Origin of the sequence: Streptomyces sp. TN58 (assembly GCF_001941845.1) — a bacterium.
GTDB lineage: Bacteria > Actinomycetota > Actinomycetes > Streptomycetales > Streptomycetaceae > Streptomyces.
Genome location: NZ_CP018870.1, coordinates 834132 through 850242, shown reverse-complemented (window position 1 = coordinate 850242; position 16111 = coordinate 834132). Strand labels below are relative to the sequence as shown.

General features: G+C 73.9%; 16 protein-coding genes. 5 read left to right on the top strand and 11 right to left on the bottom strand.

Features of this window, described 5'->3' with window-relative positions:
- Positions 1-121 precede the first annotated feature (121 nt).
- The 3 genes from BSL84_RS03995 to BSL84_RS03985 all read right to left on the bottom strand — a co-directional run bounded on the left by BSL84_RS03995 (position 122) and on the right by BSL84_RS03985 (position 2922).
- A complete protein-coding gene (locus tag BSL84_RS03995) occupies positions 122-1036 on the bottom strand; it encodes a sirohydrochlorin chelatase (protein ID WP_030031314.1) in 915 nt (304 codons plus the stop codon).
- 96 nt (positions 1037-1132) lie between these two features.
- Positions 1133-1819 (bottom strand): uracil-DNA glycosylase, encoded by a 687-nt coding sequence (locus BSL84_RS03990; protein ID WP_075969817.1) that lies wholly within the window; start codon positions 1817-1819, stop codon positions 1133-1135.
- 11 nt (positions 1820-1830) lie between these two features.
- Positions 1831-2922 carry a WD40/YVTN/BNR-like repeat-containing protein gene (locus BSL84_RS03985; RefSeq protein WP_045323896.1) on the bottom strand — a complete coding sequence of 364 codons (1092 nt, stop codon included), beginning with the start codon at positions 2920-2922 and terminating at the stop codon, positions 1831-1833.
- Positions 2923-3147: 225 nt separating this feature from the next.
- Between BSL84_RS03985 and BSL84_RS03980 the strand changes: the two genes are divergently transcribed.
- The 3 genes from BSL84_RS03980 to BSL84_RS03970 all read left to right on the top strand — a co-directional run bounded on the left by BSL84_RS03980 (position 3148) and on the right by BSL84_RS03970 (position 6155).
- Positions 3148-4488 carry a wax ester/triacylglycerol synthase family O-acyltransferase gene (locus BSL84_RS03980; protein WP_075969816.1) on the top strand — a complete coding sequence of 447 codons (1341 nt, stop codon included), beginning with the start codon at positions 3148-3150 and terminating at the stop codon, positions 4486-4488.
- A gap of 79 nt (positions 4489-4567) precedes the next feature.
- Positions 4568-5677 (top strand): NADH:flavin oxidoreductase/NADH oxidase, encoded by a 1110-nt coding sequence (locus BSL84_RS03975; protein WP_030031480.1) that lies wholly within the window; start codon positions 4568-4570, stop codon positions 5675-5677.
- 130 nt (positions 5678-5807) lie between these two features.
- Positions 5808-6155: an ArsR/SmtB family transcription factor gene (locus BSL84_RS03970; protein ID WP_030031481.1), complete on the top strand. Its 348-nt coding sequence runs from the start codon at positions 5808-5810 to the stop codon at positions 6153-6155.
- A 42-nt stretch (positions 6156-6197) separates the two neighbouring features.
- Here BSL84_RS03970 and BSL84_RS03965 read toward each other — a convergent pair whose 3' ends face one another.
- Genes BSL84_RS03965 through BSL84_RS03955 form a run of 3 tightly spaced genes read right to left on the bottom strand, consistent with a single transcriptional unit; the run spans position 6198 to position 9874 of the window.
- The gene (locus tag BSL84_RS03965; protein ID WP_234363404.1) at positions 6198-7652 is read right to left on the bottom strand and encodes an SDR family NAD(P)-dependent oxidoreductase; all 1455 of its coding nucleotides are present in this window, start codon (positions 7650-7652) and stop codon (positions 6198-6200) included.
- Between the two features lie 60 nt (positions 7653-7712).
- Entirely contained in the window at positions 7713-9077 is a 1365-nt protein-coding gene (locus tag BSL84_RS03960; RefSeq protein WP_075969814.1) for an FAD-dependent oxidoreductase, read from the bottom strand.
- Between the two features lie 53 nt (positions 9078-9130).
- Positions 9131-9874, bottom strand: a complete 744-nt coding sequence (locus tag BSL84_RS03955; protein ID WP_420718776.1) for a DUF305 domain-containing protein — start codon at positions 9872-9874, stop codon at positions 9131-9133.
- A 63-nt stretch (positions 9875-9937) separates the two neighbouring features.
- On the opposite strand from BSL84_RS03955, the gene BSL84_RS03950 reads away from it, so the two are divergent.
- A complete protein-coding gene (locus BSL84_RS03950; RefSeq protein ID WP_045323891.1) occupies positions 9938-11446 on the top strand; it encodes an LVIVD repeat-containing protein in 1509 nt (502 codons plus the stop codon).
- Positions 11447-11457: 11 nt separating this feature from the next.
- Here the strand turns inward: BSL84_RS03950 and BSL84_RS03945 are convergent, their stop codons facing one another.
- From BSL84_RS03945 to BSL84_RS03935, 3 genes are all read right to left on the bottom strand, one after another.
- Positions 11458-12087 (bottom strand): TetR/AcrR family transcriptional regulator, encoded by a 630-nt coding sequence (locus BSL84_RS03945; protein WP_045323890.1) that lies wholly within the window; start codon positions 12085-12087, stop codon positions 11458-11460.
- A gap of 102 nt (positions 12088-12189) precedes the next feature.
- The gene (locus BSL84_RS03940; protein ID WP_075969813.1) at positions 12190-12837 is read right to left on the bottom strand and encodes a phosphatase PAP2 family protein; all 648 of its coding nucleotides are present in this window, start codon (positions 12835-12837) and stop codon (positions 12190-12192) included.
- 297 nt (positions 12838-13134) lie between these two features.
- Positions 13135-13722 carry a TetR/AcrR family transcriptional regulator gene (locus tag BSL84_RS03935; protein ID WP_045323885.1) on the bottom strand — a complete coding sequence of 196 codons (588 nt, stop codon included), beginning with the start codon at positions 13720-13722 and terminating at the stop codon, positions 13135-13137.
- 64 nt (positions 13723-13786) lie between these two features.
- On the opposite strand from BSL84_RS03935, the gene BSL84_RS03930 reads away from it, so the two are divergent.
- Positions 13787-14299, top strand: a complete 513-nt coding sequence (locus BSL84_RS03930; RefSeq protein ID WP_075969812.1) for a hypothetical protein — start codon at positions 13787-13789, stop codon at positions 14297-14299.
- 219 nt (positions 14300-14518) lie between these two features.
- Here the strand turns inward: BSL84_RS03930 and BSL84_RS03925 are convergent, their stop codons facing one another.
- Complete coding sequence (locus BSL84_RS03925; protein WP_030028176.1) at positions 14519-15457, bottom strand: M56 family metallopeptidase; 939 nt, start codon at positions 15455-15457, stop codon at positions 14519-14521.
- A gap of 82 nt (positions 15458-15539) precedes the next feature.
- Positions 15540-16067 carry a DUF5134 domain-containing protein gene (locus tag BSL84_RS03920; protein ID WP_420718775.1) on the bottom strand — a complete coding sequence of 176 codons (528 nt, stop codon included), beginning with the start codon at positions 16065-16067 and terminating at the stop codon, positions 15540-15542.
- Positions 16068-16111: the final 44 nt, after the last annotated feature.

The window sequence follows — 16111 nt, the reverse complement described above, 5'->3', positions numbered from 1 at the left end:
GGTGTCCGCCCCTGATCCGCCGGACACCCCCGAGGGGCCCAGGCCCATACGTCGCGAAGGCCCCCGCGGCTCCCGGGGAAACCGGGGCCGCGGGGGCCTTCGCGACGTGTCGGGCTGCGGATCAGTGCGCGGGGGCGCTCTGGGGGATGCCCAGAGCCGCCGTGTACTGCGCGACGGCCAGCTTGCCGAGCGCCGGGTAGGCACCGAGCACCTCGGCGGTGGCGCAGTCCGCCTCCTTGCACGCGGTGTCCAGCAGCCCGTCCGCGGCCTCCGGGCCGATCAGGTACGGGGCGAGCGCGAGCTGCGTGGAGCCCTCGCGGCGCAGCTGCTCGGCGACGGCGGCCACCGAGCCCTCCTGGTCCAGCGCGGCGGCCTGGACGGGCACGGCGAGCCGGGCGGCGAGCAGCATGCCGGTGATCCCGGCGGCCTGGACGGCCTCCTCGCCACCGGTGGTGGCCAGGACGATGCCGTCGGCGGCGGTGGTCACGGTGAAGAGGCGGGCGCGGTCGGCGCGGGCCAGACCGGCCTCGGAGAGGCGCACGTGCAGGCCTTCGGCCAGCAGCGGGTGCGGGCCGAGGACGTCGGCCAGTTCGGCGGCGGCGGAGGAGTCCATCAGCGCCTGGCGCATCCGGCGCAGCAGGTCGCTGTCCGGGCCGGCCAGCAGCGGGACGACCACGGCGTCCGGACCGGTCTGCTCGGGGACCTCGTGGCCGGCGGCGCGCGCGAACTCCGCACGCGCGGTCCGGTCGGCCGCGACGGCGCTCAGCACGCCGGACAGCGACGGGAACTCGGACGCGTCGTCACCCTCCAGGAAGCCGATGCGGGCGTCGAGGCCCGGCAGCTCGGAGCGGCCGATGCTGATGATCTCTTCCGCGAGCCCCCGCGAGGCGGCCGAGGGCGCACCGGGCACGGCGAGCACCAGCGCGGGCGCGCCCTCGGGCGCAGCCGCGGGCTCGGGCCGGCGGTGCCGTCCGGTCGGGCGGGGTCGCGGCATTCGTACGGGCAGGCCGTTTGCGGGGCCAGTGGGGGAGCTCATGGCGCCGCATGCTACTGGCTTATCGGAACAAGGTGTTCGGGCAGGGCCTTCCCGTGCCGCATCTGTCCGTATTTATCCGTTGAATTGCAGATACGCTCAACTGACGGACGGCAAGCGCCAGTCCACAGGCTGTGATCCCTGGCCCACGAGCAGTTCGTTCGTCCTGCTGAACGGCCGCGAGCCGAAGAAGCCGTAGTCCGCCGACTTGGGGGAGGGGTGCGAGGACTCCACCACCGGCAGGTCGCCCAGGAGCGGCCGCAGGTTGCGGGCCGCCCGCCCCCACAGGATGGAGACCAGCGGCTTGCCGCGCGCGGCCAGGGCCCGGATCGCCTGGTCGGTGACCGCCTCCCAGCCCTTGCCCTGGTGGGCGTTCGACCGGCGGGGCGCCGTCGTGAGGGAGCGGTTGAGCAGCAGCACCCCCTGCCGGGTCCACGGGGTGAGGTCGCCGTTGGCGGGCCGGCCGGTCCCTATGTCCCGGTGCATCTCCAGGAAGATGTTGTCCAGACTCGGCGGCACCGGCCGCACGTCGGGAGCCACCGAGAAGGACAGGCCCACCGCGTGTCCCGGCGTCGGATACGGGTCCTGGCCGACGATGAGGACCTTGACCTCGTCGAAGGGCTGCTGGAAGGCGCGCAGCACCTGGGCCCCGGCGGGGACGTACTTCCTCCCCGCCGCGATCTCGGCTCTCAGGAAGTCGCCCATCGCGGCGATCTGCGTCGCCACCGGCTCCAGAGCGCGGGCCCAGCCCGGCTCGACGATCTCGTTCAACGGTCGTGCTGCCACGGTGGATCACTCTACTGGCCGATCGTCGCCGCCCGCACGCACAGGACGTCCGGCAGGTGCTCGGCGAGCAACTGCCAGCTGTCGCCGTCGTCGTGGCTGGCGTACAGCTCTCCGTTGCGGTTGCCGAAGTAGATGCCCGCCGGGTCCGCGTCGTCCGTGCAGAGCGCGTCGCGCAGCACCGTGCCGTAGTGGTCGGCGTCCGGCAGTCCGTGCGTGAGCGGCTGCCAGGTGGTGCCCGCGTCCTCGGTACGGAAGACCCGGCACCGGCGGTCGGCCGGGACCCGGTCGGAGTCGGCGTTGAGCGGGAAGACGTAGGCGGTGTTCGGCCGGTGCGGATGGGCCGCCACCGCGAAGCCGAAGTCGGAGGGCAGTCCGTCGCCGATGTCGGTCCAGCGGGTCCCCGCGTCGTCGCTGCGGTAGACGCCCCAGTGGTTCTGCAGGTACAGCCGGTCCGTGTCGCCGGCGTCCTGGGCGATCTTGTGCACGCACTGGCCGAACTCGGGGTTCGGGTCCGGCAGGAACACCGCCGAGACGCCCTGGTTGGACGGCTCCCAGCTGGCCCCGCCGTCCCGGGTCCGGAACACCCCGGCGGTGGAGACCGCCACGGTCAGCGCGTCCGGGTCGCGGGGGTCGGTGATCACGGTGTGCAGCCCCTCGCCGCCGCCGCCCGGGACCCACTTGTCGCGGGTTGGGTGCTCCCACAGCGGGCGGACCAGCTCGAAGGACTCGCCGCGGTCCGTCGACCGGAACAGCGCGGCCGGCTCCGTCCCCGCGTACACGACGTCGGGGGCCTCGGCCCCGGCCGGCTGGAGCTGCCAGACCCGTTCCAGCGAGGCGCCGGTGTCCTGGGGGAACTTCACGGCCGCGCGGGCCGGTTCCCGCCAGGTGGCCCCCAGGTCGTCGGAGCTGAAGACGGACGGCCCCCAGTGGGTGCTGTCCCCGCCGACGAGCAGCCGCGGGGCCGGTCCCCGCCGGTCGACGGCGACGGCGTAGACGGCCTGGGCGTTGAAGTGGGGACCGTCGAACTCCCACGGCCCGTCGCCGCGGCGACGGCCGATGAACAGTCCCTTGCGGGTTCCCACGAGCAGCAGTACGTCGGCCATGGCCGGCACCTCCGGACCTCGTCGCGTTGTCGCGTTGTCGCTTGTCGCGAAGCGTCTTTCCGGCCAGTCTGCACCCGCCCACCGGCCGGAGCCCGGTGGGCGCGGCACAGCGCACATCGGATGATCTATACCGATCATTTACCGCCGGGAAATGATTGCGCCTTGCATAGGGGTGTTCGCGATGGGTTGACTTCAAGCCACCGCTTCCCGCGTGAGAGGACGTATGTGGCCACCGAGCACCTGTCTCCGCTCGATCTCGCCTTCTGGCGGATGGAATCCGCCGACCATCCCATGCACCTGGGCGCCGTCGCCGTCTTCCGCGCCCCCGGACACCGCGGTTCCGGCGACGGGTGCGCCGCCGAGCGGGCCGCCGCGCTCCTGGCGGCGCGCTGCGCCGCGGTGCCGGGCCTGCGCCGCAGGATCCGGGACGTGCTGCTGCCGCTCGGCGCCGCCGTCTGGTCGCCGGACCCCGGCTTCGACCCGGCGCGGCACGTGTTCCTCGTCCGTACGGACAGCACCTGCGCGCACGAGGCCGCCGGGCCGCTGATGGCCCGCCCGCTGGGCCGGGAGCTGCCGCCGTGGGAGGCGCACGTGCTGGCCGGCCCCGATCCGGACACCTTCGCCGTGCTCTTCAAGTTCCACCACGCCCTCGCCGACGGCCTGGGCGCCCTCGCCCTCGCGGCCGCGCTGTTCGACGACGTCCCCGGGCCGCGGGCACCCGAGCGCCCCGTTCCCGGACAGCGGGCCGGCACCGTCCTGAGCCGGCTCCCCGGAGCCTTGGCCGCCCGCGTCCAGGGCGTCGGCCAGGCCCTGGAGATCGGCGCCGCGATGGCCCGCGGCGGCCTGCCCCTCGGGGTCCCCGCCGCGCTGACGGCCGACCCCGCCGGCGCGGGGACCCGTACCGTCGCGGGCCTCACCCTCGATCTGGACGAGGTCAACCTGATCCGAAAGGGGGCCGGCGGCACCGTCAACGACGTGCTGATCACCCTGGTCGCGGGCGCCCTGCGGCGCTGGCTGGCCGAGCGGGGCGATCCCGAACCCCTGGGCGCCGGGCCGCGGGCCCTGATTCCCGTCTCCCGGCGCCGCGGACCCCGCGGCTCCGAAGGTGCCGGGAACCGGCTCTCCGGCTACCTGCTCCGGCTGCCGCTGGCCGAGCCCGACGCGCTGCGCCGGCTGTACCGGGTACGCGCGGGCATGGACCGCAACAAGGACGCCGGGCCCGCCCGCGGCGCGGGGGCCGTCGCCCTCCTCGCCGACCACGTCCACCCCCTCGGCCACCGGCTCGGCGGCCCCCTCGTCGCCCAGGCGGCCCGGCTGCTCTACGACATCCTCGTCACGAGCGTCCCGCTGCCCGGCCTCACCTTCTCCCTCGGCGGCAGCCGGGTCCAGGAGGTCTACCCGCTCGCCCCGCTGGCCCGCGGCCAGTCCCTCGCGATCGCGGTCTCCACCTACAAGGGCACCGTCCACTACGGGCTGGTCGCCGACGCGGCCGCCGTCCCAGACCTGGCGGCGCTGGCCGGGGCGCTGCGCGCGGAGCTCGACGCGCTTGTACGAGAAGTCTCGTAGTACGGGGAGATTCGTAGTATGGTGATCCTCGTACTTAGCCGCCGACCCCGGCGCGCCCGGTGACCACTGGAGAGCCCCGATGAGTGCTGCCCCCGCCGTACCCGCCGCTTTCGCCGCCCTGTTCGAGCCCTACACCCTGCGATCGGTCACCGTCCCGAACCGGGTGTGGATGGCCGCGATGTGCCAGTACAGCGCCGAGGCCTTCGGGCCGAACGCCGGCGTGGCCCACGACTGGCACTTCGCCCACTACGCCGCCCGCGCGGTGGGCGGCGCCGGCCTGATCATCCAGGAGGCCACCGCGGTCTCCCCGGACGGCCGGATCTCCCCGTACGACCTCGGCATCTGGAACGACACCCAGGTAGAGGCCCTGCGCCGGATCACCGGCTTCCTCAAGGCCCGGGGGACCGTCCCGGGCATCCAGATCGCCCACGCCGGACGCAAGGCGTCCACCGACCGGACCTGGAAGGGCGGCGCACCCGTCGGCCCCGACGCGCACGGCTGGCAGCCGGTCGCCCCCAGCGCGGTGCCGTTCGCGGAGGGACACCCGGTGCCGCACGAGCTGACGGTGGACGAGATCGCCGAGATCACCGGCCGGTTCGCGGCCGCGGCGCAGCGGGCGCTCGCCGCCGGCTACGAGGTCGTCGAGATCCACGGCGCCCACGGCTACCTCATAGGGGAGTTCCTCTCCCCGCACAGCAACAGGCGCACCGACGCCTACGGCGGCTCCTTCGAGAACAGGACCCGCTTCGCCCTGGAGGTCGTGGACGCCGTCCGGGCGGTGTGGCCCGAGGAGCTCCCGCTGTTCTTCCGGATCTCCGCCACCGACTGGCTGGAGGAGGAGGGCTGGACCGCCGACGAGACGGTACGCCTGGCCCGGCTCCTCCAGGAGCACGGCGTCGACCTCCTCGACGTCTCCACCGGCGGCCTCGCCCCCGGCGTCGACATCCCGCTCGGCCCCGGCTACCAGGTGCCGTTCGCCGCCCGGGTGAAGGCCGAGACGACCCTCCCCGTCGCCGCGGTCGGCCTGATCACCCAGCCCGCGCAGGCCGAGAAGATCCTCGCCAACGGCGAGGCCGACGCGGTCCTGCTGGGCCGCGAGCTGCTGCGCGACCCGTACTGGGCCCGCCGGGCCGCCGACGAGCTGGGCGCCGGTATCCGTACGCCCGAGCAGTACCACCGGTCCTGGTGACGGCGGTGCGGCCGCGGCGCGGGCCCCGGCCGCACCCACCCGTTTCCGCCGTTTTCCCCGACCCCCACGACTCCTTCGACGGCTCTCGTACCATGGGGGCCGAACCAAGCCGAGTGAGCGGAGCAGGGACATGACGGATCGGGACACCTCCCGCACCCTGGCCCACCCGGAGGCGGCCGAGATCCGCCTGGAGGGCGTACTGCACGCCCTGTCCGACCCGGTGCGGCTCTCCATCGTCCTGGACCTGGCCGGCTCGGCGGACGACCTGGCCTGCTCGCACTTCGACCTGCCGGTCACCAAGTCCACGACCACCCACCACTTCCGCGTCCTGCGCGAGAGCGGTGTCGTACGCCAGGCCTACCGGGGCACCACCAAGCTCAACGCCCTGCGCCGGGACGACCTGGAGGCGCTCTTCCCCGGCCTCCTCGACAGCGTCCTGACGGCGGCCGAGGCCGAGGCGTCCCGGCTCGCGCCCTGACGCCCGCACCAGCCCCTCGGCCCGCCGGGGGTGCCGGTGCGGCTACCAGGCGGCAGGGCGGTAGTCCTTGAGGAACACCGCGTGCACGGGCCGGCCCGCCTCGCCCTCGCGGATGGGGTGGTAGATGCGCGCCGCGCCGTCGACGACGTCCAGCGGCGGCCTCCATCCCGTCGCCGCGTGCCGTGCGCGTGCCGCCGGGGGCTTCTCGTCCGTGACCCATCCGGTGTCGACGGAGCAGCAGTGGATGCCGCGTGCGGCGAGAGCGGACGCGCTGGTGCGGGTGAGCATGTTCAGGGCCGCCTTGGCCATGTTGGTGTGCGGATGGTCGGGCGACTTGTTGGGGGCGCCGAACTGGCCCTCCACGGCCGAGACGTTGATCAGGTAGCGGGCGGGGTGCGGCGAGGCCTCGATCAGCGGCATCAGCCGGTCGGCGAGGAGGAACGGCGCGACCGCGTTGACGAGTTGCACCTCGATGAGCTCGGCGGCGCCGACCTGGCCGAGCTGGAGGGTCCAGGAGTTCATCGGGGCGGTGTCGGGTAGGAGACCTGCCGCGTCGACCACGCCGATGCCGGCGGGCACGCCGGGTGCGCTCGGGGCCGCCGTGCCGCCCGCGGTCAGCGCGGGGCGCGCACTGCCGGGCACGACGAATCCCGGGGCCGCCCAGTGACGTGCGGCGGCCGGCCCGGCCGCCGCCTCGCCGGCCGCCAGGGCCGCGTACGCCTCGGGGGCGCGGCGCAGGGTCTGGGCCGCGTTGTTGACGAGGATGTCCAGCGGACGGGCCTCGGCCAGCTCCCGGTCGGTGAAGGCCAGTACCTGGCGCGGGTCCCGCAGGTCGAGCGCCGCTATCGTCAGCCGGTTCCACCAGCGGTCACGGTCCGGTGCGGCGGCGAAACGGGCGGCGGCATCGCGGGGGAAGCGGCTGGTGACGGTCAGCTCGGCGCCGTCACGGAGCAGCATCAGGGCCAGTTCGTGCCCGATCTTCACACGGCCGCCGGTGAGCAGCGCGCGGCGGCCGGTGAGGTCGGTGCGCGCGGTGCGCTGTTCGAGGTTGGCCTCGGCGCACGGCATGCACAGCCGGTGGTAGAACGGGTGCACCTCCCGGTACGGGGCCTTGCAGACGTAGCAACGCTGGCCGCGGCGCAGGACGCCGAGAGCGGCCGGCTGCCGTGGGGCGGGCGCCGGCCCGTCCGGGGACGGCTCGGTGCCGGGCCGGGCGCCCGCCAAGTGCCGCGGCCCGGTGGACCGGACGGGGAGCGCGGTGTCCATGACCCGGTCGACGGCTCCGGTGGCGGTGGCGGCGAGGAGCGTGGAGTCGATCTCCCGGTCGCGTATCCGCGCCTGGGCCCTGCGGTCGCGACGGCCGCGTCGGAGAAGGTTCTTGGCGGCCCCTTCGATACGGCGTCGCTGTTCGTCCTGCGCCGGCAGCCCGGCCGCCTGCTCCAGCAGCGCCAGCAGGCGCTCCACGGACTCGCTGTCCATACACGTCTTCGAGTTCACCGAACCATTTTCGAGGCCGGCCGGCCGACCCGGAGGGCGGAGCCGCCCTACGGGCGCCGCCTACGCCGGGCCGGCGCCGGCCGCGTCCAACAGGCCAGGCCAGTCCGGGATCTTGACGGAGCGGCGGCCCAGGGAGCGCCCCAGGTCCGCCTCGGCCGACTCGATGGCCAGCCAGCCCGGCCACTCCACCGGGCTCAGGCCCGCCGCACGCAGAGCGTCCAGCGGGTCCCCGGGGAGCGCGCGCCGGGCCAGCGCGCCCGCGTCCTGGAGCAGCGAGGAGGCGGTCTCCTTCGCGCACGGCCGGTTCGTGCCGATCACCCCGGTCGGGCCCCGCTTGATCCAGCCCGCCACGTACTCGCCGACCGAGGCCCGGCCCGCCCGCAGCACCCGTCCCGCCGCGTGCGGAACCGTGCCCTTCGCCGTATCGAAGGGCAGCCCGGCCAGGGGTACGCCCATGTAGCCCACCGAGCGCAGCACCAGCTGGGCCTCGATGTCCACGTGGACACCCGTTCCGGTCACGCCGCCACGGCCGTCGGGGGCGGTCCGCTCGAACCGCATCGCCGAGACCCGCCCGTCGGGCCCGCCCAGGATCTCCGCCGGCCGCAGGTAGAACCGCAGCGCGATGCTGCGCGGCCCCTCGGCCGGGGCCTGGCCGGCCCAGCCGCGCAGCACCTCCAGATTGCGCCGCGCCACCGCCGGCAGGGCGGCGGCCGCGCCCGGATCGGCGTACAGCGGGTCCAGCGCCAGTTCGGCCGGGTCCGCCCAGGCGTCCACCCCCGGCAGCGTGCCCAGCTCCCGCAGCTCCTTGGTGGTGAACCTGGCCTGCGAGGGTCCGCGCCGGGCCACCATCGACACCCTGCGCACCCCGCTGTCCGCGAGCGCGCCGAGTGCCGGCTGCGGCATGTCCGTCGGGGCCAGCTCGGCAGTGCCGCGGGCCAGGATCCGGGTCACGTCCACGGCGACGTTGCCCGCCCCGACCACCACCGCCGCTTCGGCCCCGGGCAGGCCGAAGGCCTCGGCGGCGGCGTCCGGGTGCCCGCTGTACCAGGACACGAAGGCCGTCGCGGAGTGCACCCCGGCCAGGTCCTCGCCGGGGATGCCCAGCATCCGGTCCCGCGCCGCGCCCACGCAGTACACGACCGCGTGGTACAGCTCCCGCAGCCGCTCCACGGGCAGGGCGGGCCCCCCGACCTCGACGTTCCCGAGGAAGCGGATCCGCTCGTCCTCCAGCACGGTGCGCAGGCTGCCCTGCAGCGACTTGATCTTCTCGTGGTCCGGTGCGACCCCGTACCGCACGAGCCCGTACGGGGCGGGCAGCCGGTCCAGTACGTCGACCCGCACACCCGGCACCTCGCGCTGCTGGACCAGCGTCTGGGCCGCGTAGACCCCGCTGGGGCCGGATCCGACGACGGCGACACGAAGCACGGCGGAGCTCCTCCCGCAGGTGGTCCCAGCATGACACCGGTTCCCGGGGCCGGTCAGCCCATCGCGCGCATCCGGTGGATCTCGGCGCTCTGGGTGGCCACCACCTCGGTGGCCATCTCCTCGACGGCCACGTTGTTGCCGCCGGCCAGCGCCTCGCCCGCCATGGCCAGGGCTCCTTCGTGGTGGGCGGTCATCAGCTTGAGGAAGAGGCGGTCGAAGTCGGCGCCCCGGGCGTCGGCCAGCTCCTTGAGCTGCTGCTCGGTCGCCATGCCCGGCATCGAGGCGTGGTCTTGTCCCTGGCCCTGGCCGTGGTTCTGGCCGTGGCTCTGGTCCTGACCGTGTCCGTGGCCGGCGGAGGGGCCGCCGGAACCGGGCGGCGGTGCCGGATGGCGGGCGGTCCACTTCTCCATCGCGCCTATCTCGGGCTTCTGGGCGGCCGCGATCCGTTCGGCGAGCCGCTTGACCGGTTCCGCCGCGGCCCGCTCGGGTGCCAGCGCGCTCATCACCAGAGCCTGCCGGTGGTGTTCGATCATCCGCCGAACATAGGCGTGGTCGGCGGCGTTCGGACTGTCGTCGGGTTTGGCCCTGGCGGCCTGTTCGGGGGTGAGCGTGCGGGACTTCTCGCCGGGCCGGCCGGGCGCGACGATCGAGGCCCGCCCGTCGTCCGCCCGGTCCGCCCCGTCGTCCTGGCAGGCGGTGAGCGTCAGCAGGAGGCCGGCGGTCGCCATCGCCACGGCTAACCGGAGGGGCCGCACGGTCAAGGCCTTGCGGCCCCGGAGGTCTTTTGCCATGTCCATGAAGGGAAGATACTGCCGGGGTCCTGGTTCCGTTCCCTCGCGGACGGAACCGATCGGGCTCCCATGGGAGGCACAGTGACCTCGCGACACACCAGGAGAGCGCACCACAGGAGGGTGGGGGTGGCCGCCGCGGCGGCCGGACTGCTCACGACCCTCCTGGCAGCCGGACCGGCGGCGGCCACCCCCGACCCGGGCGAGTTATCCCCCGGCTTGTCCCCCGGCCACGGAAACCACCAGGGCGCTGCCCTCCCGGACGGCGGGCAACCCGCCCCGGGCGGCATCCCCGGCCAGGACGAGATCGTGCACAGCGCCAACATCAAGCCCCTGGCCAACATCCCCTCCACCGACCCCACCGTCGTCAACTCGGACCTCGCCTTCCAGGGCAGGTACGCCTACGCGGGCAACTACAACGGCTTCACGATCTACGACATCGCCGACCCGAAGACCCCGAAGAAGGTCACCGAGGTGCTCTGCCCCGGCGGGCAGAACGACATCTCCGTCGACGGCGACCTGCTCTTCCTCTCCACCGACTCCTCCCGCAGCGACGACTCCTGCAACAGCGTCTCGCAGCCCGCGACGGAGAAGTCCTCGTGGGAGGGCATCAAGATCTTCGACATCAAGGACAAGAGGAACCCCCGGTACATCAAGTCCGTCGAGACGGCCTGCGGCTCCCACACCCACACCCTGGTCCCGGGCCGCAAGGACATCTACCTCTACGTCGCCTCCTACTCCCCGAACGAGGCCTTCCCCGACTGCAAGCCGCCGCACGACGGCATATCGGTCGTCAAGGTCCCGAAGAAGGCGCCGACGAAGGCCGCGGTCGTGGCCTTCCCGGTGCTCTTCCCCGACGGCGGCAACCCGGGCGCACCCACCAACCCCGGTGTCTCCAAGACCACCGGCTGCCACGACATCACCGTGCTGCCGTCGAAGGACCTGGCCGCCGGCGCCTGCATGGGCGACGGCATCCTCTTCGACATCAGCCGGCCCGAGCAGCCGCGGGTCATCGACCGGGTCCAGGACAACGTGAACTTCGCGTTCTGGCACTCGGCGACCTTCAACGAACGGGCGAACAAGGTGGTGTTCACCGACGAACTCGGCGGCGGTGGCGGCGCCACCTGCAACGAGGCCACCGGCCCCGACCGGGGCGCCGACGGGATCTACGACATCACCGGCCGCGGGGACCATCGCAAACTCTCCTTCCGCAGCTACTTCAAGATCCCGCGCCACCAGGCCGACACCGAGAACTGCGTGGCCCACAACGGCTCGCTGGTCCCGGTCGGCGGCGGCCGCGACATCATGGTGCAGGCCTGGTACCAGGGCGGCGTCTCGGTCTGGGAGTTCACCGACTCCGACCGGCCCAGGGAGATCGCCTACTTCGAGCGCGGGCCGCTGTCGACGGACCGGCTGGGCCTCGGCGGGTCCTGGTCCGCCTACTACTACAACGGGCACATCTACTCGAACGACATCGCCAAGGGCCTCGACGTGCTGCGGCTCGACGACCGGCGCACCGACAGCGCCAAGCGGGTCCGCATGGACCGGCTCAACGTGCAGACCCAGCCCGAGTACCACTGAACCGCCTGAGGTCAGAGGTGTGAGGGAGACGTCCCGCCGGGCGGTCCGCCGTCCGGCGGGACACCCAGCTCCCAGTCCAGCCCGTAGCGTTGGAACAGCTCCGCCCGCAGCCGGACCGCCGGCATCGGCGCCCCGGGCAGCAGCACCGCCACGACCGCGCCCATCAGCAGCGCGCGCAGCAGCGGATAGTCCGCCTCCACATCGGCCGAGCCGTACCGCGCGAGGGTGTCCCGCAGCAGCTCGGCCAGCCGCCGCTGCTCGGGGCACTGCACGAAGCCGTCGGCGGTGAGGATGCCCGCCATGTGCGTCCGCATCAGCAGCGGTTCGTCCCGGGCGAGCCCCAGGATCGCGTCGATGGCACGCGCCAGCCGCTCCCGCCCGTCCCGGCTGCGGGGCTCCCGCTCCAGCGCGGCGTGCAGCGTGAGGTGCATCAGCCGGTGCACGGCCGACTGCAGCAACTGCCGTTTGCCCGGGAAGTAGTACGAGACCAGGCCGCGCGCCGCGCCCGCCCGGTCGGCGATGTCGCCGAGCGTCGTGCCCTCGTAGCCGCGCTCGGCGACGAGCTCCACCGTCGACTGCAGCAGCCGCTCCCGGGAACGTCTGCGCAATTCTTCATTGACCGACGCGCTGCGCGGGACCATGCTTACTCCTGCGTTGACTGGCTCACGGCCAATATACTCAGCGCACGGAGTCGCCTGCTCTGGGTGACACGGGGGATCATCCAGGGCAGGCGCGCCCCATGTTCAGCGCTCCCGCCGCTCGCCGCCGCGCCCGCGACGCACGCACACCGACGCGGCAACGGCCACCACGACCGCGCCCAGCAGCCAGCCGGCCACCACGTCCGAGAACCAGTGGACGCCCAGGTAGAGCCGGGTGAAGCCGACGCCGAGCACCGAGACGGCCGCCGCCGCCCAGGCGGCCGCGGCCCACCGCGGGGCCGGGCGGGGCATCAGCCACAGCAGCATCCCGCACACCACGGCCGCCGTCATGGCATGGCCGGACGGGTAGGCCGCGTAGTGCGCCGAGTCCACCGGGTCCGCCCACATCGGACGCTCCCGCCCCACCGCCGCCTTCAGCCCCTGCTGCACCGCCGATGCCGCCACCGCGACCACCGCCACGCACACGGCCCGCTGCCGGTCGCCGCGCCACCACAACAGCAGGCAGGCCACCGCGGCGAGCGCCCGCATGGCCCACGGGTCCCAGACCCAGTCGGACAGCACCCGCATGCATCTCGTGACCCCGGAGTGGACGACGGCGTGGGCGTGCAGGTCCCGCGCGACCCGCTCGTCCCAGGCCAGGAGCGGCTGCCAGCCCGCCACCACCAAGGCGGTCAGCACCGCCCCGAGCACCGCGCAGCTGACCCCCACCCACCGAAAGCGATCATTCCGCATACCGGGATCCTCGCACCGGCGACCGCCCGTGCGTGACCGGACACCTGGGCTGGTCCGCCTTGCTCCGGTTCGAGCGAGCCGTCACCGCCACCAGCGAGGCGGGCGTTGGGGAGCGGACACGGCCCGCCGGAGATACCGACGGACCGTCACGAAAGGTCGAGGCCATCCACCTTCGGGAAGGGGCGGAGGGACGCCGACACGTCAGAAGTGCCGATGTCAGCGGGCGCACTTTGACGCCAACTCCTAGGGCCTGTATCGAGTTGCCCCGCGGCGTCGCGAGGCAACTCGATACAGGCCCTAGGGGGCGGCGAGCAGCGCGGCCGCGCACTCCTCGGCGAGGTCCTCGGCGTGCGGGGGCAGCGCGTCGCCGGCGCGCAGGTGCCGGCGGACGACCGAGAGCGGCAGGTCGATCAGGGCGAGGGCGACCCGCTCCCGGCCGCGGTCGCCCTCGGCCCCGAGAGCCGTGGCGAGGTCGCCGAGGGCGGCGTGCACCCGCTCGTTGCCGGAGTCCGCGCGCCGGGTGTGCTCCTCGGACCAGTCGGCGCGGCCGAACTCCGCAGCGCCGTAGAGGAGCAGGGCGGCCTCCTCGGGCTGGGCGCGGCTCCAGGCGACGACGTGGCGGGCGGCCGCGCAGGCGCCCCGGAGTACGTCGGTGTCGCCGCCGAGTGCGGCGAAGTATCCCTCCTGGAACCGCTCCACCGTGCGCAGCCACACCTCGGCGAGCAGCGCCGGGCGCCCGGCGAACCGGTGGTACACGGAACCGCTCGGTGCGCCGATCGCCTGGGCGACGGCGGACATGGTCACGCCGGCCGGTCCGGCCGAGGCGGCCAGTCGCACGGCGGCGTCGAGTATCTGCTCGGTGTCGAAGCGGGGTGGTCTCGCCATGAATCAGAGAGTACCCTCCAGATTATTAGAGACCCATCTCTAATAATCTGGAGGGGAAGGACCGATGGGCGTCTTCAACGTGCACGAACGCCTGCTGACGGCGGGGCCGGAACAGGTCGGCGCACTCATCGACACGCTGTCCAGCGGGAAGGGCGACCGGCTGTGGCCGCATCACCTGTGGGAGGAGATGGAGTTCGACCGCCCCCTGTCCGTTGGGGCGGCGGGCGGACACGGCCCGGTGCGCTACACGGTGGCCGCGTACGTGCCGGGCACCTGGGTGCGCTTCACCTTCACCGGGCCCCGCGGGTTCCACGGCTTCCACGAGTTCACCGTGCTCCCCGTCGACGGGGAGCGGACCGTGCTGCGGCACACGCTCGCGATGACCGTCAGCGGTGTCAGCCGGGTCACCTGGCCGCTGGCCTATCGCGCGGCGCACGACGCCGTACTGGAGGACAGCCTGGACCGCGCCGAACTGGCCTGCACGGGCACGATCGCCCACCGGGCCCGCTGGTCCCCGTACGTCCGCTTCCTCCGCGGCCTGGAACGCCTGGTCACGCGCCCGGCGGCGGCCTGGTAGCGCTGTGTCAGGTGTAGTGGGGCTGCCATGGGGTGGGTTGTCGGTAGGCGGGGCATGTTCCCGGTCCGGGTGGCCGGCAGGTGCTGGAGGAGGTCCAGCGCCTGGTAGAGGTCAGGCCCTGGCATGGGCTTTTGGGCAGGTCCGCTGCTCGGTCGGGAACAGGGGGCGGCCCGCGATCACGGGCCGACCGGGCGGGCGGCGCCATGTGGCAGACACGGCCTACGCCAGCGCGCTCAGCCCCGGTACGAAGGCCACCAGCAGCGGGATCGCCGGCACCAGGGTGGCCAGCGCCGTCAACCGCAGCCGGCGGCCCGGCGAGAGCCGGGGGGCGGCCGTCAGCAGCCTGCGCACCCGCTGCGGGACGTGCGCCTCAGGCGCCGAGGAGGCGGCGAACACCCCCCGGTCCTCGTTGAGTCCGACGAGCGCCAGCGCGACCGTCAGCCGCCCGAACCGCCGCGAGGCCATGTCGTCGGCGGCCAGTTCCACCAGCCGGTGCATCTCCGCCTCGAAGGCCGCGAACACCGGTACCTGCGGGAATCCCCGGGCCAGCGCCCGGGAGCAGTGCAGCAGCCAGTCGTGCCGCGCCGCCGCGTGCCCCTGCTCGTGCGCCATGACGGCATCGAGCTGACTGCCCTTCAGGCGGCCCAGCGCCGCCGTCGTGACCACCAGCTGCGGGGCCGCTCCCGGCAGCCACCACGCGTCCGGCCGCGAACCCTCCAGCACGACCAGCCGCGCGCCGGCGGGGTCCTCGCCGGGCAGCAGCGGGGCCCGCTCCAGCAGTTCGCTGCCCTGGGCGCGCCGTCGCGCCCGGGCCCGCAGGACCTCCCCGGTCAGCATCGCGGCGGTCCACAGGCCGCCGCCCGCGAGGACGAGGGCGGTACCGGCGGCCCAGGGGCCGCCGGACGCACCCAGTGCGTAGGCGTCGACCACTCCGTGCGGGGCCGCGGCGAAGAGCCGGCCCCGGACCGCCTGCCAGGCCGCGGCGGCGCTGAGCAGCATGGACAGTCCGAAGCACAGCAGCACCGCACCGACGACGCACTGCCACACCCACAGGGCGACGACCGGTTCGCGCTCGGGCCACCGGGCCCGGGCCAGCAGGCGGGGAGCGAGCAGCGCGGTCAGGGCGCCGAGCATCAGGAGAGCGGCGGGGACCATCATGGCCACCAGCCTATGAGCGAGGGACTACCCGCGGGTATGAGACGGCGTCATTGGTGACGCAGGACACGTTTCGGCGATGCCGTCACATCGACAGCAGCATCGCCAACATGCCCATTCCCATGGCGAGTCGGCAGGCTCTGGCCAACTCCGTGGCCGGGGCGGGCCCGGCCGGGCCGGGGGCCGCGGCGCCCGCGGTGACCAGCCGCGATCCGCCGAGCACCACGTAGCCGGCGTAGTAGAGCAGGAGCGCCCCGGTCAGCAGCGGCGTCCCCGCCCCGTGTCCGTGCCCGGATCCCGCCGCGGCGGCCATGTAGACCATCGTCAGCGACCCCACCAGGTGGTGCGCGTGGTGCGCGCCGCCCCGCAGCAGCCACAGGGCGTGCAGGGCCGCCGCGCAGAAGACCGCCCCGAGCACGGGCTGCCGCCACGCGCCCGCGCCCCCGAGGGGTACCGCCATCACCGCCATGCCGAAGCCCATCACCGCCTCACCGGCGGCGGCCCCGCCCCACCCGCGTATCCGCCGCAGGCAGTACGCGCCGCTCACCGCGCACAGGATCACCATCAGCCAGGAGGAGACGGAGGCGGACAGGGACGAGGCGGATCCGTGCACGGCGGAACCTCCCGGTTCGTCGGCGTCACGGGGAGAGATGCCCT